24 protein-coding genes are annotated in these 23,670 nt (G+C 69.1%); 9 read left to right on the top strand and 15 right to left on the bottom strand.

Annotated features, from left to right (window positions below):
* Positions 1–157: 157 nt before the first annotated feature.
* The gene (locus ACFYXF_RS27215; protein WP_389353173.1) at positions 158–1,222 is read right to left on the bottom strand and encodes a LacI family DNA-binding transcriptional regulator; all 1,065 of its coding nucleotides are present in this window, start codon (positions 1,220–1,222) and stop codon (positions 158–160) included.
* Positions 1,223–1,598: 376 nt separating this feature from the next.
* On the opposite strand from ACFYXF_RS27215, the gene ACFYXF_RS27210 reads away from it, so the two are divergent.
* The 5 genes from ACFYXF_RS27210 to ACFYXF_RS27190 all read left to right on the top strand — a co-directional run bounded on the left by ACFYXF_RS27210 (position 1,599) and on the right by ACFYXF_RS27190 (position 7,568).
* On the top strand, positions 1,599–2,909 hold the full coding sequence (locus tag ACFYXF_RS27210; protein WP_389353172.1) for an extracellular solute-binding protein: 1,311 nt from the start codon (positions 1,599–1,601) through the stop codon (positions 2,907–2,909).
* Positions 2,910–2,929: 20 nt separating this feature from the next.
* The gene (locus tag ACFYXF_RS27205; RefSeq protein ID WP_389353170.1) at positions 2,930–3,907 is read left to right on the top strand and encodes a carbohydrate ABC transporter permease; all 978 of its coding nucleotides are present in this window, start codon (positions 2,930–2,932) and stop codon (positions 3,905–3,907) included.
* Entirely contained in the window at positions 3,904–4,785 is an 882-nt protein-coding gene (locus ACFYXF_RS27200; protein ID WP_389353168.1) for a carbohydrate ABC transporter permease, read from the top strand. The genes ACFYXF_RS27205 and ACFYXF_RS27200 overlap by 4 nt, the downstream gene beginning before the upstream one ends.
* A 46-nt stretch (positions 4,786–4,831) precedes the next feature.
* Positions 4,832–6,847: a beta-galactosidase gene (locus ACFYXF_RS27195; protein ID WP_389353166.1), complete on the top strand. Its 2,016-nt coding sequence runs from the start codon at positions 4,832–4,834 to the stop codon at positions 6,845–6,847.
* Between the two features lie 235 nt (positions 6,848–7,082).
* The gene (locus ACFYXF_RS27190; protein WP_389353164.1) at positions 7,083–7,568 is read left to right on the top strand and encodes a zinc-binding dehydrogenase; all 486 of its coding nucleotides are present in this window, start codon (positions 7,083–7,085) and stop codon (positions 7,566–7,568) included.
* A gap of 116 nt (positions 7,569–7,684) precedes the next feature.
* On the opposite strand, the gene ACFYXF_RS27185 is transcribed toward ACFYXF_RS27190, so the two are convergent.
* Positions 7,685–8,206 carry a winged helix-turn-helix transcriptional regulator gene (locus tag ACFYXF_RS27185; RefSeq protein ID WP_389353163.1) on the bottom strand — a complete coding sequence of 174 codons (522 nt, stop codon included), beginning with the start codon at positions 8,204–8,206 and terminating at the stop codon, positions 7,685–7,687.
* Positions 8,207–8,354: 148 nt separating this feature from the next.
* Between ACFYXF_RS27185 and ACFYXF_RS27180 the strand changes: the two genes are divergently transcribed.
* On the top strand, positions 8,355–9,401 hold the full coding sequence (locus tag ACFYXF_RS27180; RefSeq protein ID WP_389353161.1) for an LLM class flavin-dependent oxidoreductase: 1,047 nt from the start codon (positions 8,355–8,357) through the stop codon (positions 9,399–9,401).
* Positions 9,402–9,477: 76 nt separating this feature from the next.
* On the opposite strand, the gene ACFYXF_RS27175 is transcribed toward ACFYXF_RS27180, so the two are convergent.
* The 8 genes from ACFYXF_RS27175 to ACFYXF_RS27140 all read right to left on the bottom strand — a co-directional run bounded on the left by ACFYXF_RS27175 (position 9,478) and on the right by ACFYXF_RS27140 (position 16,854).
* Entirely contained in the window at positions 9,478–9,720 is a 243-nt protein-coding gene (locus tag ACFYXF_RS27175) for an antibiotic biosynthesis monooxygenase family protein (protein WP_389353159.1), read from the bottom strand.
* A 334-nt stretch (positions 9,721–10,054) separates the two neighbouring features.
* Entirely contained in the window at positions 10,055–10,348 is a 294-nt protein-coding gene (locus ACFYXF_RS27170; RefSeq protein ID WP_389353158.1) for a hypothetical protein, read from the bottom strand.
* Positions 10,349–10,430: 82 nt separating this feature from the next.
* Positions 10,431–10,895: a hypothetical protein gene (locus tag ACFYXF_RS27165; RefSeq protein WP_389353156.1), complete on the bottom strand. Its 465-nt coding sequence runs from the start codon at positions 10,893–10,895 to the stop codon at positions 10,431–10,433.
* 31 nt (positions 10,896–10,926) lie between these two features.
* Positions 10,927–11,346 (bottom strand): hypothetical protein, encoded by a 420-nt coding sequence (locus ACFYXF_RS27160; protein ID WP_389353155.1) that lies wholly within the window; start codon positions 11,344–11,346, stop codon positions 10,927–10,929.
* A gap of 522 nt (positions 11,347–11,868) precedes the next feature.
* A complete protein-coding gene (locus tag ACFYXF_RS27155; RefSeq protein WP_389353153.1) occupies positions 11,869–13,071 on the bottom strand; it encodes an aldo/keto reductase in 1,203 nt (400 codons plus the stop codon).
* Between the two features lie 237 nt (positions 13,072–13,308).
* Entirely contained in the window at positions 13,309–14,907 is a 1,599-nt protein-coding gene (locus ACFYXF_RS27150; protein WP_389353152.1) for a Na+/H+ antiporter, read from the bottom strand.
* 91 nt (positions 14,908–14,998) lie between these two features.
* A complete protein-coding gene (locus ACFYXF_RS27145; protein WP_389353150.1) occupies positions 14,999–15,424 on the bottom strand; it encodes a DUF2255 family protein in 426 nt (141 codons plus the stop codon).
* On the bottom strand, positions 15,421–16,854 hold the full coding sequence (locus ACFYXF_RS27140) for an MFS transporter (protein WP_389353148.1): 1,434 nt from the start codon (positions 16,852–16,854) through the stop codon (positions 15,421–15,423). Before ACFYXF_RS27140 ends, ACFYXF_RS27145 begins: the two co-directional genes overlap by 4 nt.
* A 211-nt stretch (positions 16,855–17,065) precedes the next feature.
* Here ACFYXF_RS27140 and ACFYXF_RS27135 point away from each other — a divergent pair, with 211 nt between their 5' ends.
* On the top strand, positions 17,066–17,956 hold the full coding sequence (locus tag ACFYXF_RS27135; protein WP_389353147.1) for a helix-turn-helix transcriptional regulator: 891 nt from the start codon (positions 17,066–17,068) through the stop codon (positions 17,954–17,956).
* Positions 17,957–18,023: 67 nt separating this feature from the next.
* Here the strand turns inward: ACFYXF_RS27135 and ACFYXF_RS27130 are convergent, their stop codons facing one another.
* Entirely contained in the window at positions 18,024–19,058 is a 1,035-nt protein-coding gene (locus ACFYXF_RS27130; RefSeq protein ID WP_389353145.1) for a zinc-binding dehydrogenase, read from the bottom strand.
* 223 nt (positions 19,059–19,281) lie between these two features.
* Here ACFYXF_RS27130 and ACFYXF_RS27125 point away from each other — a divergent pair, with 223 nt between their 5' ends.
* Positions 19,282–19,620, top strand: a complete 339-nt coding sequence (locus ACFYXF_RS27125) for a cupin domain-containing protein (RefSeq protein ID WP_389353143.1) — start codon at positions 19,282–19,284, stop codon at positions 19,618–19,620.
* Between the two features lie 10 nt (positions 19,621–19,630).
* Here ACFYXF_RS27125 and ACFYXF_RS27120 read toward each other — a convergent pair whose 3' ends face one another.
* From ACFYXF_RS27120 to ACFYXF_RS27105, 4 genes are read right to left on the bottom strand one after another with little or no spacing between them, the layout of a single operon-like run.
* Complete coding sequence (locus ACFYXF_RS27120; protein WP_389353141.1) at positions 19,631–20,734, bottom strand: hypothetical protein; 1,104 nt, start codon at positions 20,732–20,734, stop codon at positions 19,631–19,633.
* A 25-nt stretch (positions 20,735–20,759) separates the two neighbouring features.
* On the bottom strand, positions 20,760–21,269 hold the full coding sequence (locus ACFYXF_RS27115) for a carboxymuconolactone decarboxylase family protein (RefSeq protein WP_389353139.1): 510 nt from the start codon (positions 21,267–21,269) through the stop codon (positions 20,760–20,762).
* Between the two features lie 28 nt (positions 21,270–21,297).
* Positions 21,298–21,816, bottom strand: a complete 519-nt coding sequence (locus ACFYXF_RS27110; protein WP_389353137.1) for a VOC family protein — start codon at positions 21,814–21,816, stop codon at positions 21,298–21,300.
* Positions 21,813–22,802: a zinc-binding alcohol dehydrogenase family protein gene (locus tag ACFYXF_RS27105; RefSeq protein WP_389353136.1), complete on the bottom strand. Its 990-nt coding sequence runs from the start codon at positions 22,800–22,802 to the stop codon at positions 21,813–21,815. Before ACFYXF_RS27105 ends, ACFYXF_RS27110 begins: the two co-directional genes overlap by 4 nt.
* A 198-nt stretch (positions 22,803–23,000) precedes the next feature.
* Here ACFYXF_RS27105 and ACFYXF_RS27100 point away from each other — a divergent pair, with 198 nt between their 5' ends.
* Positions 23,001–23,663, top strand: a complete 663-nt coding sequence (locus tag ACFYXF_RS27100; RefSeq protein WP_389353134.1) for a TetR/AcrR family transcriptional regulator C-terminal domain-containing protein — start codon at positions 23,001–23,003, stop codon at positions 23,661–23,663.
* The last annotated feature ends 7 nt before the right edge of the window (positions 23,664–23,670 follow it).

The raw sequence follows: 23,670 nt of genomic DNA, 5'->3' as shown, positions 1-23,670 counted from the left end.
GGCGGAGTCGAGGAACTGCGGCAGTCGGCATGACTGTGTTGGCCGGCGCCGCGGTGACGAACGCGTCCGGCAGACGTGACGGTGAGAGGGTCGTCGGGCGACGGAAGTCCGTGTTCGGGGCGTGCGGGCTGCGTCGGCTACGACCGGGGGTAGAGGGTCAGGTGGTGCGACGTACCGTCTGGTCCTGGTGGGACGGCGGGGGTGCGGTCGAGCCGCGGACGACGAGGTCGACCGGTGGGTCGCAGGGCGCAGGCAGCTCGGTCTCCGGCTTCTCGATGGCGTGCACGAGCAGCCTGATTCCTTCCTGTGCCGCGGCGTCGAAGGGCTGACGCACGGTGGTCAGGGGAGGAGTGACGTAGGCGAAGACGGGGTTGCCGTCGAAACCCACGACGCTGATGTCCTCCGGCACCCGTCGGCCGGCTTCGCGCAGGGCGTGGATCAGGCCGATGGCCATCTCGTCGCCCGCCGCGAACACCGCCGTCACCGAGCTGTCCGCAGCCAGCGTGCGGCCTGCCGCGTAACCGGATTCGGGTGACCAGTCCCCCTGGATCACCGGCGGCTCCTGCACTCCTCGTGCCGCCAGCGCCGCCCGCCAGCCGTCGGTGCGGTCCGTGGTCGCGTACCAGCGGCCGGGGCCGGCGACGTGGTGAACGGTCGTGTGCCCCAGGTCCAGCAGATGATCCGTGGCAGCCCGTGCCAGGGCGTGAGCGCCGACGCCCACGGTCAGGGTGCGGGCGGAGGGAAAGGACGGCGGAGCGCCCAGGAACAGGACCGGCACGTCGATGCGGACGGAGACCTCTCCCTCGACGACGGGCTCGGAGACGACGATGCCGTCAACTCCCTGCTCCAGGAGGGACATCACCGCGCCGGCGATGCCGTCGGGGTCCCCGTCCGGCGTATTGACCACCCGCAACGCGTACCCGGCGCCACGCACCGCCTTCTCGATGCCCACGAGGAGCATGGCGGTTCCGTACCCGGCTGTGCCCAGGGCGACGACGCCGATGGAGCGATTCCGCCCCGAAGCCAGCGCCCTGGCCGCGTGGTTCAGCCGGTATCCGAGTTTCTCGGCGGCACCGAGGACGCGTTGGCGGACCTCGTCGGAGACGTACGGCTCGTTGTTGAGGACCCGCGACACCGTCTTGCGTGAAACGCCGGCCACACGGGCCACGTCCGCGCTGACCGGTGCGGGCGAAGCCGCACCGCGCCCCACCGCTGGTGTCATGAGAGCTCCCGTCGGCCGTATTCCTGCTGCCCGCTGTATCGCCGTCTGCTGCCTGCATCAGGCGAGGTCAACCGTATGACCGCGCGGTCACTGACCGCGCGGTCATATCTAGGCAGCCGGACGGTCACGCGTCAAGAGTCCGCGCAGCACTTCCTCCGTTCACGGACCGGATTTCTTCGTGAGGGACGGTTCGCCCGCCAGGTTCTCCGCAGGGTCTTGACAGCGGATCCCTGGAAAGTTCACTCTTCGACGCGTCAGCCGATTGGATCTGTCCGATCGCGTTCGTTTCTGGTCGTATCGTCGACCGCTTCTTCCCGCCACGCCCCCTTGAGCCGATGCGCCATGCCCGGGTTGCGGCAGCCCTTCAGGAGCCGAAATGCGCCATTCATCCCTTGGTCAGCCCTTGCCTGGTACCAGCCGCCGCGCCGTGCTGCGCGGACTCGGCGGGGCCGCCCTGCTCGGCGCGGGCATTCCGCTGCTGTCCGCATGCGGCGGCAGCGGCGCCGCAGCTGACCCCAAGACCGTCACCCTCGGCTCCAACGCGTCGGACGCCGTGCCGAAGAAGGCGTTCGCCGACATCTACGCGTCGTTCAGGAAGCAGTCCGGGATCACGGTCGACGTGAACACCAAGGACCACAACACCTTCCAGGAGCAGATCAACACCTACCTCCAGGGCACCCCGGACGACGTGTTCAACTGGTTCGCGGGGTACCGCATGCAGTTCTTCGCGGGCAAGGGCCTGGCCGAACCGATCGACGAGGTGTGGGCGAAGATCGGGGACAACTTCCCCGACGCGATGAAGAAGCTCAGCAAGGGCGCGGACGGCAAGTACTACTTCGTGCCGATGACCACGTACCCGTGGGCGGTCTTCTACCGCAAGAGCGTCTTCGCGCAGCACGGCTACGAAGTTCCCACCACCTGGGACCAGTTGGTCTCCCTGTGCAAGCGGATGCAGAAGGACGGCCTCGTCCCGATCGCCTTCGGCGACAAGGATGCCTGGCCCGCGATGGGCACCTTCGACCAGATCAACTTCCGCACCAACGGATACGACTTCCACGTCGAGCTGATGGCAGGGAAGGTCTCCTGGACCGACGCCAAGGTCAAGTCCGCCTTCGACCACTGGGCCGAGCTCCTTCCCTACCACCAGGAGGGCTCCCTGGGCCGTACCTGGCAGGACGCCGCCCAGACGCTGGTGTCGAAGAAGGCCGGCATGTACCTCCTCGGCACCTTCGTGGCGCAGCAGTTCACCGACAAGGCCGACCTCGACGACCTCGACTTCTTCGCCTTCCCGGAGATCGATCCGGCCTACGGCCAGGACACCGTCGAGGCACCCACCGACGGCTTCATGGTCAGCAAGAGCCCGAAGAACCACGACGGCGTGGTCAAACTGCTGGAGTTCCTGGGCACTCCGGAGGCCGAGGAGATCTACCTCAAGGCCGACCCGAGCGTGGTGGCCGCTTCCGGCAAGGCCGACACCTCCGCCTACTCGGCACTGCAGCAGAAGGCATTCGAGATGATCGGCGAAGCCAAGAGCCTCACCCAGTTCATGGACCGCGACAGCCGCCCGGACTTCACCTCGACGGTGATGCAGCCGGCGCTCCAGAAGTTCGTCCGTGACCCCAAGGGGATCGACGGTCTGCTGACCTCGATCGAGCGCCAGAAGAAGACGATCTTCGCGTCCTCGTAGTCGGGGGTTCTCCCAGCACCATGAGCATCGACGCCATGAAGTCCCGTGAGGTGGCCGCCGCGCCACCTCCGGGCACCGCACCTTCCAAGAAGCGGGCTCCGCAGGGCCACCGCCGTCTGCTGACCCGCCGCGACCGGCTCACCCTCGGCCTGATGGCCGGGGTGCCGACGATCCTGCACGTGACCCTCGTCTGGGTCACCGCGCTCGCCTCCGTCACCCTGGCCTTCACCACCTGGGACGGCATCGGCTTCGACTCGATCAAGTGGGTGGGGCTGGACAACTTCCGTGAGCTGTTCAGCAACAACCCGCAGTTCTGGCCCGCCGTCCAGCACAACGTCATCTGGTTCGTCGTGCTCATCCTGATCCCGACCCCGCTCGGGCTCTTCCTCGCGGTCCAGCTCGACAAGAAGATCCGGTTCAGCCGCGTCTACCAGACCGCGTTTTTCCTGCCCGTCGTGGTGTCGCTGGCGGTCACCGGATTCGTCTGGCAACTGGTCTACAACCCGGACACGGGCCTGATCAACAGCATCATCGGCGCCAACAGGCCCGGCCACTACATCGACTGGATCGGCGACCCGGACCTCAACCTGTGGGCGATCCTGGTCGCCGCATGCTGGCGGCACACCGGCTACATGATGATCCTCTACCTGGCCGGCCTGAAGGGCGTCGACCCGTCCCTGCGGGAAGCCTCCGCGCTCGACGGCGCCAACGAGTGGCAGACCTTCAAGAACGTCGTCTTCCCCACCCTGCGCCCCACCAACACGGTCGTCCTCGTCGTCACGATCATCGAGGCGCTGCGCGCCTTCGACCTGGTCTTCGTCTTCAACAAGGGCGCCCAGGGCACCGAGTTGCTCTCGATCCTGGTCACCAACAACATCATCGGCGAGTCCAGCCGCATCGGATACGGCTCCGCGATCGCCGTCGTCCTGCTCGTGATCTCCCTCGTCGTGATCATCCCGTATCTGATCTCGACCTTCCGGAAGGAGCGGCGCGCATGAGCACCATCGCTGTGAGGGAGCGCACCCCGCTCCGTCCCGCCCGGATCCTGCTGCACACGTTTCTCGTCCTCACGTCCCTGGCCTGGCTCGCGCCCCTGCTGTGGGCGCTGTTCGCGGCCCTGCGCCCGTACGCGGAGACCAGCACCAAGGGGTACGTCTCCTGGCCCGACAAGCTGAGCTTCGCCAACTTCACGAACGCCTTCGAGCAGTCCGACATGACGCACTACTTCGGGAACACGCTGATCATCGCGGTCCCGGCGGTGCTGATCACCCTGTTCCTGTCCTCCTGCGTGGCCTTCTACGTCAGCCGCTTCGACTTCCGCGTCAACCTCTCCCTGCTGCTCGTCTTCACGGCGGGCAACCTGCTCCCGCAGCAGGTCATCATCACCCCGCTGTACCGCCTCTACCTCCTCATCGACCTGCCCGGAATCACCATCTCCGGCAAGCTGTACGACTCCGCGCTCGGCCTCGTCCTCATCCACGTGGCGTTCCAGTCCGGCTTCTGCGCCTTCGTGCTCGCCAACTACATGCGCTCGCTGCCGCACGAGCTGACCGAGGCCGCCCTGGTCGACGGCGCCTCCGTCTGGCGCCTGTACTGGCAGATCGTGCTGCCGCTGTGCAAGCCCGCGATGGCCGCCCTGGCGACCCTGCTCTCCATCTGGATCTACAACGACTTCTTCTGGGCGATCGTGCTGATCTCCACCGGTGAGAACATGCCGATCACCTCGGCCCTCAACAACCTCTCCGGCCAGTACTTCACCGACCCCAACTTGGTCGCCGCCGGCGCCCTGCTCACCGCGATCCCCACGCTGATCGTGTACTTCGTGCTCCAACGGCAGTTCGTCAGCGGCCTGACCCTGGGCGCCAACAAGGGCTGAACAGCCTCCGTCGCGCCACCCGTCCCGACCTCTCGGAGCCCCACCCATGAGTACCGCACGCCGTCTTCGCATTCCCGGTATCGCCTACGGGGGCGATTACAACCCCGAGCAGTGGCCCGAGGAGGTCTGGGCCGAGGACATGCGCCTGATGCGCGAGGCCGGGGTCACCATGGTCAGCGTCGGGATCTTCTCCTGGGCGCTGCTGGAGCCGTCCGAGGGCGTGTATGACTTCTCCCGTACGGACCGGATCCTCGACTTGCTCCACGCGAACGGTATCGACGCGGACCTGGCCACCCCCACCGCCGCCCCGCCCGCCTGGTTCTTCAAGACGTACCCGGAGGCGCTGCCGGTCGACCGGGACGGGCGCCAACTGTCGTACGGCAGCCGGCAGACGTTCTGCCCGAGCAGCCCCGCCTACCGCCGAGCGGCGCTGCGGATCGCCGAAGCCCTCGCCGAGCGCTACGCCGATCACCCGGCCGTCGCCATGTGGCACATCCACAACGAGTACGGCTGCCACAACGACGCCTGCTACTGCGCCACCAGCGCCGCCGCCTTCCGCACCTGGTTGCGCGCCCGTTACGACAACAATCTGGACGCCCTCAACCACGCCTGGGGCACCACGTTCTGGAGCCAGTGGTACTACGACTGGGACCAGATCCTGCCGCCCCGCACCACCGCGGCTCCCCCGAACCCCACCCACCAGCTCGACTGGCGTCGCTTCTGTTCCGACGAACTGCTCTCCCTGTGCACCGCCGAACGCGAGGTACTGCTCCGGGCCGCCCCAGACCTTCCCGCGACGACCAACCTCATGGTCCTGCGCACCTTCGACGCGCTCGACTACTGGCGCTGGGCACCCGAGCTGGACATCCTCTCCAACGACCATTACCTCCTCTCCGACGACCCGGAGGCCGAGGTCGACATCGCCCTCCACGGCGACCTGATGCGCTCGCTCGCGGGCGGCCCCTGGTTCCTCATGGAGCACTCGACCGGCGCCGTCAACTGGCAGACCGTCAATCGCGCCAAGCAACCCGGGGAGATGCGCCGCAACGCGCTCGCGCACGTGGCCCATGGCGCCGACGGCATCGCGTTCTTCCAGTGGCGGGCGGCCAAGGCCGGCGCCGAGCAATGGCACTCGGCGATGCTCCCGCACGCCGGCACCGACAGCCAGATCTGGCGCGACATCATCCAACTCGGCGCGGAACTGGCGGCGTTGGCCGAAGTACGGGACTCCACCAGCACGGCGCAGGTGGCAATCGTGTGGGACTGGGACGCCCGCTGGGCACTGGAACTGCCCTCCCAGCCCAGCAGCGAACTGCGCTACCAGGACCTGGTCCGGGACTGGTACACCCCCCTGTGGCGGGCCGGGGTCGCCGTCGACTTCGTACACCCCGACGACCCCGAACTCGACCGCTACAAACTCGTCCTGGCACCCTCGCTGTACCTGGTCACGGAGGCAGCCGCAGCGAACCTCACCCAGTTCACCGAACGCGGAGGCACCCTGGCCGTCGGCTTCCACAGCGGCATGGTCGACGCCAACTGCCATGTGTACCTGGACGGTTACCCCGGCGCGTTCCGCGACGTCCTCGGCGTGGTCACCGACGAGCTCTTCCCTCTACTGCCGGGAGAGACGACCGGCCTGACCGGCGACGTGGCGCCGGGCGCCACGGCCGACCTGTGGTCGGAACGCATACGGCTCACCGGCGCACAGGCCGTCACCTCCCACGCCGACGGCCCCCTGGCAGGCCACCCCGCCGTCACCCGCCACCAGCACGGCACCGGCACCGCCTGGTATCTCGCCACCCACCCCGACCAGGACACACTCGCAGCCCTGCTCGACCGCATCCGCCAGGAGGCCGGCGTCAGGCCGGAGCAGGACGTACCCGCCGGGATCGAGGTCGTCCGGCGCCGGGGCGCGGAGGCCGACTACCTGTTCCTCATCGACCACACAGGAAAGGGCGCCGAAGCGCCTGCCGAAGGTGTCGAACTCCTCACCGGCACACCGGTCACCGGCACCGTCACCGTCCCACCGGGAGGCGTCGCCGTGGTCCGCGAACCCCGCTGATCACTACAGTCAGCGGCGGACCCTCGCTCCGGACCTGGAGTGGACGGAGACGGCCGGCTCCCTCCTCGCCGGGACCCACCGCACCCCCGAGGGACGGGACCGCCCACGAGGACACTCACGTCGTGGGCGAGAACGTGGTCGTCCTCGCCCGGTACACCGCCGGCAACAAGACCACAGGAGCCGAACGACGTCCGGGACGCCGTGAGCGTCTGAGCGGTCCCAATGTCAGTGGCGGGTGGGGCGCGCCAGCGCGGTCGGCGGCTACGCTGTCCAGCCGGCCAAGGCGGACGGGTTCCGGGTGATCGCCGACGCGGCACCGAAGGACGAACTGCTGGTGAAGGAACTCGGGGCCGACGTGGTCCTGCCTCGGGGTACCGAGTTCCCGGAGCTGGTACGAGGGGAGATTTCCGACGGCGTGGACGGACTAGTCGACACCGCGGGCATCGCCGGCCTCGCCATCCGCGCGGTCCGGGACGGCGGCCGGGTGGCGTCGTCGGTCGGCGGTACACAGGTGCCCGCCGAACGCGGCATCGAGATCCGTTACACGTTCGTGCCGCAGTACGCACCCGAACACGCCAAGCTCGACCGTCTCCGCCGGCTGGCGGAGACGGGCAGCATCACCGCGCGGGTCGCCCGGACCCTGCCGGCCGAACAGGCCACCGAGGCACACCGGCTGCTTGAGGTAGGCGGCCTCCGGGGACGAGTAGTGCTCACTTTCTGAGAGCGTCAGCCGCGTACACACGACCGACCTGCGCACGCTCGGTCCGCCAAAGCGACGGTGGGCGCTCCGAGTTGTGTCCGCCCGCCCCGCCGGGCTCTCTTCCGGGCGGACACCATTCAGTTCTCCTGTGGCGACGCTTGGGCCGCGCCCCTCCCGCGATGGCGGTAGCGCGCTCGCATCGCCTCGCCCGCGGCGGGGCCGGCCGCGAAGACGTAGGCGTCGCTGTCGTCGAGGCGGCGGCCGGTCGACGCGTCGACGACGACGGGGTCGATCTCCTCGCCCGTCGCCGCCTCGACGACGACCATCCTGCGCTCCTCCGGTGCGAGGCGGGAATTGCCCCACGCGGTCAGCGCCATGATGACCGGCCACAGGGAACGCCCCAGTTCGGTGAGTACGTACTCGTGACGCACCGGGTTGGTCTGGTAAGGGCGGCGTTCCAACAGACCGTCGTCGACCAGGGCCTTGAGCCGGGTGGTCAGCATGCTGGAGGAGACGCCCAGGTTCTCCTTGAACTGGTCGAAGCGTGTGTAGCCGTCGAAGGCGTCCTGCAGGATCAGCAGGGTCCACCACTCGCAGACGTGCTGCGCCGCCGCGCACAGCGGGCTCTCCCGGTCCTCCAGGTTGATCCGGCCGGCCAAGGTGAACCCCTCCCACTAGTTAGTGCTAAAGTCAAAGTGACTTGATTCTATTTTAGCACTAACTGGGTCGCGGTGTTTGACGTGCCCGTGGCTCGATCACGCAGCGCACCGGCCTCTGTGCCCGACCTGACGAGAAGAGACGACGACCATGGTGAAGCTCTCGATCCTGGAACAGGCCTCGATCCCGCGCGGCACGACTGCGTTCGACGCATTCGACGAGGCGCTGGCCACCACCAAGCACGCCGAGGAGCACGGCTTCCACCGGATGTGGTTCGCCGAACACCACCTGCCCACCGTGGCCTCGCACGCGCCCGAGATCCTCATGGGCGTCGTGGCGCGGGAGACCCAACGCATCCGCATCGGCTCCGGAGCGATCCTCCTCAACCACTACAGCCCGCTGAAGGTCGCCGAGTTGTTCCTGCAACTGGAGGTTGTGGCACCGGGGCGCTTCGACCTGGGGCTCGGGCGGGCGACCACCGGCCCGCTCGCCGACATGGCCCTCAGGCGGGACCGGGACACCGGACATCTCGACGACTTCGACCAGCAGGTGCAGGAGGTGCTGGCCTTCCTGCACCGCACGTTCCCCGGAGACCACCCCTTCCGACAGATCCAGCTCATGCCGTCCGTGACCGCCCGCCCCGACCCGTGGATCCTCGGCTCCTCCGGGAGCAGTGCCGGACTCGCCGCCGGACTCGGCATCGGCTATGCCTTCGCCGGGTTCCTCAACCCGGGAGGCGCGGTGCCCGCACTGCAGGCGTACCGCAAGGCGTTCACCCCGACCCACTACGGCGCGGAGACTCCCCAAGTGATGCTCAGCGTCAGCGTGTTCGCCGCCGACACCGACGAAGAGGCCCACCGCATGACGTGGCCGATGCGAGCTGTCTTCGCCTACGCGGGCCGCGCCGGACGCGTACCCGAGATCGTGTCCGTCGACGAAGCCTCCCGCATGCTCACCACGGCGCAGAGGGACGAACCGTCGCGGATCGTGAACGGCCGGTGGCCCCGCCAGGTCGCCGGCAGCCCGGAAACCGTACGGGACCAGCTCCTCCAGATGATCGAACAGACCGGCGCGACCGAAATCATGCTCCAGAGCATCAGCCCCGACCAGGAAGCCCGCCGCTACTCGCACGCACTCGTCGCCGAGGCACTCGGAATCAAGCCCGACGTGCAGACGGCCCCGGTCAGCGCCGCCTAGGGCGGCAGCGCCCACCACGAGCCGGAGTGCTCGGTCGCCCACAGGCCCGGCGGCAGCCGCCGGTCGAGGCCCTCCCTCAGTCTCGGCTGAAGGCGTAGGAGCGCTCCACCCGCGCGACTTCCACGCTGTACGAGGAGTACCAGCGTTCACGTCCGAGCCGCTGCGCTTCGAGATGTTCGGGGTCGGCCTTCCAGGCCGTTATCGATGCCTCGTCCGCGTAGTAGATGACGACGAGGTCCTGGCCGTCCTCGCCCGTCAGCGACTCGCGGCCGAGATAGCCGGGCTGCACTTCACCGAGTTCGGCCATACGCTCACTCATCCACTCATCGCTGCGTAGCCCTCGGCATCCGCCGTCGGCCGGGTGGTGATGATTGCCGCGTAGTACGGCGGTTCAGGTCGGGTTGCCCCTACGACGGCGTGTTGACGGTGACGATGCCACCGTCACGGAACGGCACCCGGCCGCTGAACGGGCCCGCGCTGCTCGTGCCCTCGCGGTACGCCGATGGCCACTACGAGTCCAGCGAACTGTCGACGGCCTCTTGGCGCGTGTCCTTGGCCGATGAGCTCGAAGCGCAGCGATAGGCGGACCAGACCCAGGGGTGTTCAAGCCCGATGATTGTGCCCATGGCGCTGACCATGTGCTGCCGGTGAGGTCAGGTCCGGTTCGATGTCCGGCGGCCGAGCTCGGGGAAGGCCTCTTCCCACACTGCACGGATGTGCCTGCTGATCATCGTTCGCAGGTCGGGCCACTGGGCGAGTAGGAGGTCGCGATCGAGGAAGGCGACGAGGTCGGTGCGCTGCCCCTCGGTCAGAACGATGCGGTAGAGACCCATCCGCTGCCGAGGCCGGTCGAGGTCGTAGGAGCGCAGCCCCGACCACGCGACATGCAGGGGCAACTCGACGCGGCCGTGTACGGGACCGGCAAGTTCTCTGAGCGAGCTCGGCAATCGCCCTGTGTATCTGGCACGCAGGACATCAGTTGCAGCTGATGAAGTACTGAACTGCGGGTCCATGGAGGGATTGTTCCACTCACGACGACGTGCCGGGATCCTGCGAGCTGTCTGCGGGACCGCGACGGTCTGCCAGGATCCGTCTGATGTCCGCAGCCAACGTCGCGGGTGTCGAGACCCTGCCGGCCCGGACGGACAGAGCACCCGGAGTGTCGGGCGGATCAGCCTCCACCAGGTAACCCACCTCCGTCAGGATGCCGAACAAGGCCGCGTGGACATGACGTCGAGCGGCTTCGTGCGCGCGGTCCGCCGCGCCCATGGGCCAGCCCCGTAGCTGCTCGTCGGCGGCGGCGCGGCGCAGGCTACGGGAGGTGAACCACTCCACGCCGACCGACTCACCGCGATCCGTCACCAGCACACCGTGGGCGCGATAGCGGTCGTCGTTGTCTGCTTCGGGGATGCCGACGGCTGCCAGAAGCGTCCGGATCTCCAGCCGCAGAGGACCATGACTCGAAGGTCGGCGCCGATGCTGAGCACTTGTCACAGGACATGCTCCTTGGTTGGGAAATGAGTGGTCATTCGACGAGAGTGATGACGCCGTCAGGGATCCAGCCCTCGAGATATCCGCGTAGAAATGGGCCGAGTTCGCGCGGAAGGACGTCAAAATCCTCGTCCTCGACCTTCGATAGTGGATGCCAGACGAAAGAGAATTCCGTGACGGAGTGGACACGGGCGCGAAGGCTGATCGTTCTCATTTTGCTGGGGCGGGTGACGAAGACGCACGTCGATTCATCCACGATGCCTCGCTGCGGCTGCGGGTTGAACCTTCCGATGACCGGGGTGCGGGCGAGGAACCAGTGGGAGAAGAGCGGGTCCAGAACGTGAATGACGGAAAACCGTGAGGGTCGGATGCGGATGACCCGAGAAGCGACCGGGCGCCAACACGACTCGCCTCGAACTCTGCACAGCAGCACACGTTCCTGGCGGTCAATCACAGCCAACACTGTGCGGCGAGATTTCTTTCGGAATGCGCTCCTCATGCCGTGAGCGTCCGTCGGAACCGATGCTCGCGCCTCCGCTGAGGCGGAAAGGAATGAAGCCGAGAAATATCGGAAGAATCGCTGAAGTGGGGCCCGGTGGCCATGTGTCCATCGACTGACGCTGTGACAGTCACCGAAGTAGGCAGAGGACAGGCCCTGACCTGCAGTGATGAGCTGAGCGTTTCCGAATCGACGGGCCTGCGTTCCGGAGCCATTTCCTGGCCCCCCGCTGACCTGCGGCGATGGAGTTTTCTACAAGCCCCACGAAGGCGGGGTCTGTAGGAACATGCGTCGGAAAATCGGGTTGAACCCTGCGATTCCAGACACGTGATTCCGGTGGGTTGTGTCGCGCACGGCCTAGGCCACGCACCTGCGCAAGTGTAGCGGGTGAGGGGTGGGGGCTGCTGCCGCCCCGGCCCGGCCGTCGGCACGGGCGCGGGGCGGCACGTTGATGTTCTGTCCGGTTGTTTGGCGGAGTCAGCGGGGCGGTGCTTCGACGCCCGTCATCGCGAGGGCCTCCGGCGGGAGTCGGTCGCCGTGGATGGTGATGGCGGCGACGGCGGTGTTCAGTTCCTGGAGTTCGGCGGGGGTGAACCTGACCTCCTCCGCGCCGATGTTCTCCAGGAGGTGGGACAGGCGGGTGGTGCTGGGGATCGGTACGATCCACGGCTTCTGGGCGAGCAGCCAGGCGAGGTCGATCTGGGCGGGGGTGGCGCCCTTGCGTACGGCCCACTCCTGGAGCAGCTGGACCAGGGGCATGTTGGCGGCCAGGTTGTCCCGGCTGTTGCGGGGGAACGCGGTCCGGCGGTCGTCCGCCGTGAAGCGGAAGTACGGGCTCATCGCGCCGGTGGTGAAGCCCATGCCCAGGGGTGCCCAGCACACGAAGCCGATGCCGAGTTCCTCGCACAGGGGCAGGACGTTCTGCTCGGGGCCGCGCCAGAGGGTGGAGTACTCGTTCTGGATCGCGGTGAGCGGCAGGATCGCGTGGGCCCGGCGGACGGTCCCCAGACCCGGCTCGGACAGGCCCCAGTGCAGGACCTTGCCCTGGGCGACGAGGTCCTTGACCGTGTCCGCGACGTCCTCGATCGGGACGGTGGGGTCGACCCGGTGCTGGTAGAGCAGGTCGATGTGGTCCGTCTTCAGGCGCTTGAGCATGGCGTCGACGGCTTGGCGGATGTGGTCGGGGCGGCTGTTGAGGCCGTTGCGGGCCCCGGTGACCGGGTCGATGTCCCAGCCGAACTTGGACGCGATCACCACGTCGTCGCGCACGGGCCGGAGAGCGTCCCCGACGATCCGCTCCGACTCCCACGGCCCGTACGCCTCGGCCGTGTCGAAGAACGTCACCCCCTGGTCGACGGCTGTCCGGATCAGGGCGACCATGTCCTTGCGGCTGGTGACGGGACCGTACAGGTTGCCCGGCATGGTCTGGGTGCCGAGGCCGATGCTGGAGACCTTCAGGGAGCCGAGCCTGCGGCGACCGGTCTGTGTGACGGACGCGGTCACGGGGTTACGAGGGCCGGCCGGGCCCCTGGCCCCCGTGGCGGACGATGCCGCGTATGCCTGGGACGCGGCCCCCGTCGCGGCTACCAGTGAGGTCGCCGCGAGTGCGGCCGCGCTCAGGAAGCCGCGACGGCCGCGGTCGGCCGGGTTGCCGTTGGGCGTGCTGTCCTCTTCGTGCATGCGTGACATCCCTTGTGGTCGTCTGCTGGGAGCGCCCCACGTCCGTGGCTGCGGATGATGCCCACGCTCGTCCGGCGATGGGCGTCCTGCGGTTCGGATGCCGCCGGGCGGTGAGACCGAGTCAATCAGCGGGGCCGTGGGGGTGGGAGGGCGTGCTGTGCCGGGTAACGGCACTACCCCCCAAGCCCTCGGTTCCCCAAGCGCCCAAGTCCTCAAGTCCTCGTGGGGGCTTGGGAGTTATTCGGCTGCCGGGCGTCGGGACAGCCGTACCTCTTCGAGGTCGAGGCGGCGCTGGACCTGGCGCAGCACCGTGTCGTCGATCTCGTGGTCGTCGCGGAGGCGGAGCAGGGTGGCGCGTTTGTGGGCGAGGAGGGCCAGGCGCAGGGCGGTGTAGTGCCGGGCATGGCGCAGGACCGCCGCTTCGTCGGAGGCGGTCGCGGTCTCGGCGTCGCCCGCGCGGACGACGAGCAGGTGGGTCTCGTACTCCTGGCGCATGCGCTCGGTGACCGCCGGGTCCGTGTCCAGGTCGGCGGCGAGCGTGGGGAGGGCCTTGAGTGCCTCCTCGGTGGCGGTGGTCTCGGCGAGGAGGCGTTCCTCGTCCATCGAGGTGTCGTGGGGCAGGCGGGCCCAGCGGACCACGGCCGGGAGCAGCAGTCCCTGTACGACGAGAGTGGTGACGATGACTCCGGACGTGACGAAGACGATGGTGTCGCGGTCGGGGAAGGGTGCGCCGGAGTCGAGCGTCGTCGGCACCGACAGAGCCACGGCCAGGGAGACCGCGCCCCGGAAGCCCGCGATCGAAGTGACCACGCGGGCGCGGTAGTTCATCCTGCGCAGGCGCTGCTGCGGACGGCGGTCCAGCAGGCGGATCAGGTACGGGACGGTGAAGTTGAAGGCGAAGCGCGCGGCCACGACGACCGCGGAGACGGCCGCGACGGCGATCAGGGCGTTGGTGAGGTCGTCGCCGTGGAGTTCGCGTACGGCTGTCTGGGCCTGGAGGCCGACGAGGACGAACAGGGAGCCGTTGAGCACGAAGGTGGCCAGCGACCAGGCCTCTTCCGCCTGGCGGCGCATCTCGGCGCCGGCCATGCGCGGTCCGGCCTGGCTCATGATCAGCCCGGCGGAGACGGCCGCGAGGACACCGGAGGCGTGGATCAGTTCGGCGAGGAGGTAGGCGGTGAAGGGGGTGAGGATCATGACCACGTTGCCGAGGAGCGGGTTGCCGAAGACCCGCCGCGCTCTGATCACCAGCCAGGCGATCACGGCTCCGGCCGCCGCTCCGCCGACGTAGGACAGGGCGAACAGGCCGGTGACGTGCGGGACGGTGAGGTGCTCCTCGCCGACCGTGATGCCGACGGCCAGCCCGAAGACGACGAGTGCGGTGCCGTCGTTGATGAGGCTCTCGGCGCGCAGCAGGGTGACGTTGCGGCGGGGCAGTGCCTTGGCGAGGACGCCGACGGCGGTCGCGTCGGTGGGGGCCACGGCAGCACCCAGCACCCAGGCGGGTCCCCAGGCCAGGCCCAGTTGGTGTGCCACGGCCGCCACGGCTCCGGCGGTGGCGATGACCAGTACGGTGCTCATCAGGACGATGCCGCGCAGATCCCGCCGGATCCCCCGCAGGGACGTGGTCAGGCTCTCCCAGTACAGCAGCACCGGCAGGAAGATCAGCAGCACCGCTTCCGGCGGCAGCTCCACCTCGCGCAGCGCGGGCACGAAGCCGAGCAGCGCGCCGAGGACGAGCAGCACGATGGGCGGGGCGACGCGGTAGCGGTCACCGGCGGCGTTGCCCAGGAGCACCGCCAGACCGATGACGACGACGAGTTCGAGACCGATCACGGCATGGCTCCCAGCCTGGTCAGGACACGGACGGCCGACCGCGCGGCCTCGGGGGGACGGTGGACGGGGGCGCGGCGCTCGGCCGCGATGGTCAGCGCGGCAGGAGCCGCATGGTCGTCGAGCCCGCGGTGGAACTCGTGATGCGCTGGATGGTGTTGGCGGAGTAGCGGCCGTACTTGGTGCGGTAGGCGGCGTCCACCGCTTCGTTGATCCCCCCGTCCCAGTCCCCGTCCCCGTCCGCGTTTACGTCCTCGAACGTCACGTCCTTCTCCACCCCGCCCGCCTCGACACGGCCCTCGTGCCGGGCCCGGGTGCCGCGGTACCAGTCGGAGCCGGGGCCGTTGACGGAACGGACGTAGATGTCGTCGTCCACGCGCACCGCCCAGATGGTGCGCCCGCTGCCCAGCTCGCCGTCGCGGCGCAGGGACGCGATCTCCAGTTCCTCCGCGTGTCCGACGCGGTCGAGTTCCTGGCTCGTCCAGGCAGGTGTCGCAGGTGTCGCAGGTGTCGAGGTCATGAGGTCTTCTCCTTGAGGAGTACGGAGGCCAGCGCGGCCAGGATCACGAGCAGCGCGGCGATCAGGAGGCTGGTGCGCAGCCCGTGCAGGAAGTGCGCGTGGTTGGAGACGAGGGCGCCGAAGACGGCCACGGACAGTGCGCCGCCGAGCTGGCGGGATGCGTTCAGTACACCGCTCGCGGTGCCGGCGCGCCGGGCGGGGACACGGTCGAGGAGCAGCGAGGTCACCGCCGGTACGGCGAGGCCGCCGCCGGTCCCGACCGGGATCATCAGCAGGACCAGCAGCCAGGCGGGCGCCGACGCCGGCGGAACGCACAGCGCGGCCAGGCCTGCGGCCATCAGGAGCTGGCCGGTGATGATCGGCATCCGCGCCCCGAACCTCGCGGCGAGCCGGGCGGCCGTCGGGCTGACGACCGCGGTCAGCAGTGTCATCGGCAGGAACGCCAGCCCGGTGGCCATCGGCGACAGGCCCCGGTCCTGCTGGAGGTAGAGGCCGAGCAGGAAGATCATGCCGTAGAAGCCGACGTTGAGCGCGAATCCGATGGTCGCCGAGAGCGCCATCGTCCGGGCGCGCAGGAGAGCGAGCGGCACCATCGGGTTCCGGCCGCGTGCCTGGGCCGCCACGAAGACCGTCCCCGCCACCACGGCCACCGCCAGTGCGAGCAGCACACGCGGCGCGCCCATGCCCACGTCGCCGGCCTCGATCGCCGCGTACGTCAGTCCGCCCATCGCCGCCACCGCCGCGATCTGCCCGGTCCAGTCGAACGGGGCGTCGCCCTGGCGGGGCGAGCGGGCGGTCCGGGTGAGCAGGAACAGCGCCAGCACGCCCACCGGCAGATTGACGAAGAAGATCATCCGCCAGTTGAACTCGCTCAGTACGCCGCCCAGTACCGGACCTGCCGCAGCACCCACCGAGCCGCCCATCGCCCACACCGAGATCGCCCGGGCGCGCCGGGCCGGGTCGGGGAACGCCTCGCGGATCAGCGCCAGCGAGGCCGGCACGATCACCGCGGCGCCCGCGCCCTGCACCAGCCGGGCCGCGACCAGCACACCCAGGTTCGGTGCGAAGCCGCAGGCGGCGGAGGCGAGGGTGAACACGACGAGCCCCGCTCCGAACGCCTGCCGCGCGCCGATCCGGTCGGTCACCGACCCGGCCGACAGCAGCAGCGCGGCGAACATCAGCGTGTAGCCGTCCACCACCCACTGCAGGCCCGTCATCCCGCCGCCGAAACCGCGCCCGATCTCGGGCAGCGCGACGTTGACGATCAGGGCGTCGAGCGTCATCACGAAGAAGCCGAGCAGCGCGGCCGCCAGCGCCCATCGGGCACCGTTCGCCGTGCCGGGCCGCCCGGCAGCGGTCCCGGCCTGCCCGGTGGCGGGGGCGGTATCGGCCGACGCCGACGGCTTCTCCGATGCGACAGGACTGGACACGGGCGGTTCTCCTGAGAACGAGGCGAAACGGATTCTCTGCGCGGAACGAGTTCTTCCACCGCCGTCCAGCCTGCGTGCCGGAGGCGCCGCGTGGCAGGCCGAGCTGTGCCGGGGAGCGCTGTTCGGGGGTGTGACAGGTCCCCCCAGGGCCAGGCCGGGCCCCCACGCCCAGCCCATGGATCCGTCCTGCCCGCACTGACACACTGGCCGCATGGCACGTGAGCAGCGCAACGGCGGCGACGGCACCGAACTGGGGCGTTTCCTGCGCGCCCACCGCTCCCGGGTCACACCCGAGCAGGCCGGTCTCAAGGCCGGCCCCGGCCTGCGGCGCACGCCCGGGCTGCGCCGTGAGGAGCTGGCCACCCTCGCGGGAGTGAGCATCGATTACTACACGCGCCTGGAACGCGGCAAGGAGTCCCACCCCAGCCCGACCGTCGTCGACGCGCTCGCCCGTGTCCTGCTGCTGGACGAACACGCGCACGAACACCTGCGCGACCTCGCCGTGTGTGCCGCACGCCCCGCCGCCTCCGAGCCTCCGACGGCGCCCACCTCGTCGGTCGGACCCGGGGTCAGGCTGCTGCTGGAGAGCCTGCGGCCCCACCCCGCGGTCGTGGTCAGCCGCACGATGGACCTGCTCGCCTGGAACCCGGGCGGGCTGCGCCTGTTCGTGGGTATGGAGCAGTGGCCGGCCGAGAAGCGCAACGTCGCACGCTGGGTGTTCCTCAACCCCGGCGCCCGTACGGTGTTCGACCACTGGGACGAGCAGATCCGCGCGTGCGTGGGGCGCCTGCGCGCCCTGGCCGGCACCGAGCCGGACGCCCCCGACCTCGTCGGGCTCGTCGACGAACTCCTCGCCGAGAGCCCGGAGTTCGTACAGCTCTGGGACCGCTACGACGTACGGGCGCACACCCACGGCAGCAAGACCTTCCACCTCCCGGACGTCGGCACCCTCACCCTCGACTACCAGTCCATGCAGCTGGAGGGCTTCCCCGGCCACCGGCTGGTCGCCCACTACGCCGAACCCGGCACCCCGGACCACGACAAGATGGTCCTGCTGGACATGGTCGCCACCGGGTCGGACACGAAGCCCGCCGAGAAGTAGACGTACGAGAAGTAGACGGACGAGAAGTAGGCGTACGAGAAGCAGAAGCCGCGGAACCGGCGCGACCCTAGGGCCGGATCAGGACCTTCAGCGCGGTCCGGTCAGCCATCGCCCGGTAGCCGTCCGGTACGCCGTCGATGTCGACGGTGTGGTCGAAGACCCGGCCGGGATCGACCGTGCCGTCGAGGATGTCGGGCAGCAGCTCCTCGATGTAGGCACGGGCGGGGGCCGCGCCACCGGTGACGGTGATGTTGCCCATCATCGACTCGAACCCGAGCGGGATCCCGGTGTACTGCGCGACTCCGAGCCGGCTGATCACCCCGCCGTGACGGACGATGCTCAGCGCCGTGTCCATCGCCTGTGTGGCGCCGACGGCCTCGATCACCGCGTGCGTACCGTCGCCCCCGGTCAGCTCCCGGACGCGCTCGACGCCTTCCTCGCCGCGCTCGGACACGACGTCGGTGGCGCCGAAGTCCCGTCCCAGGTCGGTACGGTCCGTGTGCCGCCCCATGAGGATGATCCGCTCGGCGCCGAGCCGCCTGGCGGCCAGCACCGCGCACAGCCCGACCGCGCCGTCGCCGATCACCGTCACGGACTTGCCGGGCGCGACCCTGGACGTCACCACGCCGTGATGGCCGGTGCAGTACACGTCGGACAGGGTCAGCAGGGACGGCAGCAGGGCCGAGTCCTCGGCCACCGGCAGCTTCACCAGCGTGCCCTGTGCCTGCGGGACCCGTACGGCCTCGCCCTGGCCGCCGTCGACACCGTTCGGTCCCCACTGGCCGCCGTGACGGCAGGACGTGTGCAGTCCCTCCGTACAGAAGTCGCAGGTGTTGTCCGACCAGACGAAGGGCGCGACCACCAGGTCTCCCGACTTCAGCCCGGCCACCTCCGAGCCGACCTCCTCGACCACGCCGAGGAACTCGTGGCCCATGCGCCGGCCCTCCTCGGAGACGGGCATCGACCCGTACGGCCAGAGGTCGCTGCCGCACACGCAGGAACGCACGACGCGTACGACGGCGTCGGTGGGGTTCTGGATCTTCGGGTCGGGGACGTTCTCCACGCGTACGTCTCCGGCGCCGTACATCACTGTTGCTCGCACGAGATCTCTCCCAGCTCTGTTGCTCGAAAAGGGGGCGCTGTATCGATGCTGCCGTCGCCGGTGCCCCCGATGGACATCTTCGATGTCATCGACTCTTCCCGCATCGCGGGCCGCGTGGCAGGCCGGGCCGTGCCGGGGAGCGGTGTTCCGGGGTGTGACAGGGCCTCCCACCCGCCGAACAGGTGGGTTGCCACCGACGGCACGGGACGCCAACGTTCCTGTCATGAAGAACGAGCGGGAATTCTTTTCCCCGGACGCCATGCCCTGGCGCACCGGACCCCAGCCCGGGACCGCCGAGCGGATTCTGAGCAGGGACGAGGCCGACCCGGAGGTGCTGACCCGGCTGGTGCGCTGGGAGCCAGGACTCGACACCTCGCCCTCCGGGGTGATCCGGCACGAGTGGGTCGAGGAGGTCTATCTGCTCGAAGGCGACCTGCACGACCTGACCCTGAACCGGACCTTCCAGGCCGGAGACTTCGCCTCCCGTCCCCCGGGCATGGAACACGGCCCGTACCGGACGACCGACGGCTGCGTGATGCTGGAGATCCGCTACCGGCCGTAGAGCGCCCTCCTCACGAGTGAGTGATCGCCTTGTGGGTGAACGTCGGCGACGTCCCCGGATTGGCCCACGAGGCCGTCAGCTCGCTGGAGGGAAAGAACTGCAGGAAACGCGGGTCCGACTGGGACCGGTCGACCAGGGTCTTCTCGACGATCAGGGAGTTGTACTGGTCGGCCGTCGTCTCGATGGTGTTGGCGTTCAGGACCACCTCCTGGCCCCACGCGCGGGCCCAGCGGGCGATGCCCGGCATCCGGGAGTGCTCCGGGGTCAGGCACTCGGCCGCGATCACGTTCTCGCTGCTCGCCCAGATGCCGGTGGAGGTGTTGAGGACGATGGTCTGGTTGCCGAGGACGTGTCCCGGGGTCTCGACCACGGCCACGCCCGGCCCGAGCAACAGGGAGCCGTCGACGGGGAGGAACGCGTCCGGGCGTACGTCCCGGTAGGTCTCCGGCTGGTACCAGGGCTGCTGCAACGGGTGCAGCTGGGACATGGCCAGCAGCTCGTGGCGCTGGACTATCACCTTGGCGTTGGGGAAGGCGGGCTCGACGACCGCGCCGCCCAGGTCCCGCTGCGGGCCCGTCGTGCCCACCCAGCGGCGCAGGTCCTGGGTGTGGAGGTGGTCGAAGAGGAGGTAGTCCACGTCCTCCGGTCTGATGCCCAGGCGGGCCAAGTGGCCCAGTACCGTGCCGTGTTCGGTGGTCAGCAGTGACTGCAACGGCTTGGGCGTACGGCGGATCAGCGTCGCGAAGTACGGCGTGTTCTGGCCCAGTTCGTGGTCGCTCGGCTCGAACAGCAGGACCCTGCCCCGGCCGTCGCTCTCCGTCCACCGCACCACCAGCATGCGGTTGGTGATCGACAGGAACGGCGCGATCGCCCGACTGGCCCTGAACAGACCGAACTTGGTCGGGTACGGGAGTGTGATCAGGTCGCAGGTCGTGACGCTGTCCGGGGTGCCTGTCGCGGCGAACTCGGTGCGGAAGACCTTGGCCTGTTCGCGGGCCCAGGCGAGCTTGGCGCCGTAGCCGCCGGGCACCTCGGTCAGGCCGTCGAAGGCGGTGACACGGGTGCCCAGGGTGGGCATGTCGAGGACATCGGAGTCCTGCCAGGCGAGCTTCATCGGTCCTCCTGGACGATGTGCGGGTTCAGTACGGGGCCTTCTCGCCCTCGGTCGTCACACCGAAGGTGTTCAGGAAGTTGCAGACCAACTGGTAGAAACCGACCGTCAGGACCAGGTCGGAGAGCTGCCCGGCGGTGAGGAACGCGAGCGCCTCGGCGCGCTCGGCCTCGGTCAGCGTGTGCTGCTCCAGCAACCGGTCCGTCAGGGAGAGGACAGCCGCCTGCTCCGCCGTCAGGTTCTCGGGCGAGCCACTACCCGCGGCGGCGATGCCCGTCTCGTCGAGTCCGAGGAGGCGGCCGATGTTCTCGTGGTGGTGGATCTCGTACGGCGCCCGGTAGGTGTGTCCGACCCGGAGGATGGCCAGTTCGCGCAAGGGGTGCGGGAGCGCGCCCTGGAAGATCGCGTCGGCCATCTGGAGGAAGGCGGGCGCCAGGGCGGGGGAGTGGAACACCATGCGGTAGACGTTCACCGCGGACCGCTCGGCGGCCAACTTCTGCAGATCGGCGGGGAGTTCGGTCAGGTCGGGAAAGTCCACAGTCGTCTCCTTCGTTTGTACGGCGGTGTCAGCCGACCTTGTTGACGGGGTTGCTGCCGTCCCACGCGGCGGCCATCTCCCGCAGCGCCGCGAAGAGTTCGCCCTTCGCGCCGCCGATGTCGGAGATCTCGATGACCGTGCCGGGGTGCGTCTCGGTGTCGAGGTAGGCGAAGCGGCCGCCCTGGATCGCGCCCTCCTGTGCGACGGTGTAACCGAGGGACAGGGCGCGGTCGTACAGCTCCTGGTAGTCCTTCGTCCAGTACGCGACGTGCTGCGCGCCCTCGTGACCGGCGTCGAGGAAGTCCTTGTAGAGGGACGGCTCGTCGTCGAGCGGCTGGATCAACTCGATCTGTACGTCACCGGAGTTGGCGATCGCAGCGGCCATCCGCATGCCGGAGGAGACGCCCCGGTAGGTGAACCAGTCAGTCTGTACCGGGTCCTGGTAGAACCAGGGGCCGACGCCCTGGGCGACCCAGAAGTCCATGGCGGCGCGCAGGTCGCGGACGACGTATCCGATCTGGGCGATCTGCCCGAAGACACGGCTCATGAGGTGACCTCCAGAACGATCTTTCCTACGGCGGTGTTGGAACGCATGTGGTCCGCCGCCGACTTGGCGTCGTCGAAGGCGAACACCCGGTCCACGACGGCCCGGACCAGGCCCTCCTCCACGGCGGGTACGACATCGGACGCCAACGCGGCGCAGGCGTCGGCGAGTTCGTCGGGTGTGCGCACGCTGAACGTCGTACCGAGAACGCGGAGACGGCGGAACGAGAGCTGGTTGAGGTCGATCGTGGACTCGGGCCCGGCCAGCCGGCCGACGTTGACGACCGTGCCGCCGACGCGGGTGGCCAGGAAGGTGTCGGCGAAGAGCCGGCCGCCCACGTGGTCGAGGGTGAGATCCGCGCCCGCGCCACCGGTGACGGCGGCCACGGCCTCGGCGAGGTTCTCGGACGCCGTGTTCACGACGAGGTCCGCGCCGAGGGACTTCAGGGCGTCGGCCTTGCCCGCGGAGGTGGTGGTCGCGACGACCTGGGACGCGCCGAGCGCCTTGGCCAACTGGACGCCGATCAGGCCCACGGACGACGTGGCGCCGACGACGAGGACGCTCTGCCGCAGGCCGAATCCGCCCTGGGCCAGTGCGTCGTGCTCGGTCGCCAGCGCCACGGGGAGGGCAGCCGCGTCGGTCCAGGACAGGGACTCCGGGACCGTGATGACGTGGCGGTGGTCGACGAAGGCGTAGGGGGCGAAGGCGCCGAGGGTCACGCCCATGACGCGGTCGCCCACCGCCCGGTGCGGTACGTCGGCGCCGATCTCGTCGACCTCGCCGGCGAATTCGAGGCCCGCGGTGAACAGGTCGCTCGTCCTCGCCCGGGGGTTGTAGGTGCCCTGGAGCATGTACAGGTCGGCCCGGTTGACGGCGGCGGCCCGCACACGGACGCGGATCTGCCCCGGCCCGGGTGTCGGTACAGGGACGTCCCGGACGTCCCATTCTGGTCCGGCGCCGCCCATGAGCGCCCGCATGGTGCTGGTCATCAGTGGTTCTCCGTAACGACATGGAAAGAGCCGTGAAAAACTTACGGTGTATGTACGGCGTTTCCTCAAGCTAGACTTATGGAATAAGTTGTGTCAAGGGAGTCGTGTCGGGGGGGTCGGGTGCTCGTGGGGCTTGAAACTTATGAGATAAGTTGATAGGTGGGCGCAGGGATGCGCCACTGATCGGAGGGATGGGTGATGGCGCAGAGAATGACCCGCCGTGGGCCGCTGACCAGGGCGGAGATCGTGCGTCAGGCGCTGGTCGTCGCCGAGACGGAGGGCATGGAGAAGCTGTCGCTGCACAAGATCGCGGCGGCGGTCGGGGTGCGGACCATGTCGCTGTACAACCACGTCGACGACAAGACCGACGTGCTCGACGCCATGGCGGACGTGATCCTCCAGGGGATCAGGATCCCCGAGGCCGACGACGAACTGTCGTGGGAGGACGGCATGCGCAGCCTCGCCAGGGCGTTCCGCTCCGCCGCCCTGGAATACCCCCGCTCCGCGCCCCTCGTGCTGACCCGGCGGCTGAACGCGCCCGCCGCGATGCCGGTGGTGGAGGCCGCGCTGCGCCTCCTGAACCGAGCCGGTCTGGAGGGCGCCGCCGCCGTGCACGTACTGCGGGCCTTCATCGCCTTCCTGATCGGGACGCTCTCGCGGGAGGTGGGCTTCGCGCCGACGTACGCCGGTGCCATCCCGGGCGTGATCACCATGCGCGAGCAGGAACTCGTCGACAGCGGGCTACCCGCCGTGGCCGCCGCGGCGACCGAGCTGGCCGTCATCGATCACGAGGCGGAGATGGAGTACGGCCTGGAGCTTCTCCTGGACGCGGTCCGCCGCCGGGTCGAGGCACCCTCGTAATACCTGC

Source organism: Streptomyces sp. NPDC002680 (assembly GCF_042889145.1).
Classification (GTDB): Bacteria; Actinomycetota; Actinomycetes; order Streptomycetales; family Streptomycetaceae; genus Streptomyces; species Streptomyces adonidis.
The sequence above is the reverse complement of the archived record's forward strand: the minus strand, read 5'-3'. Positions and strand labels throughout refer to the sequence as shown.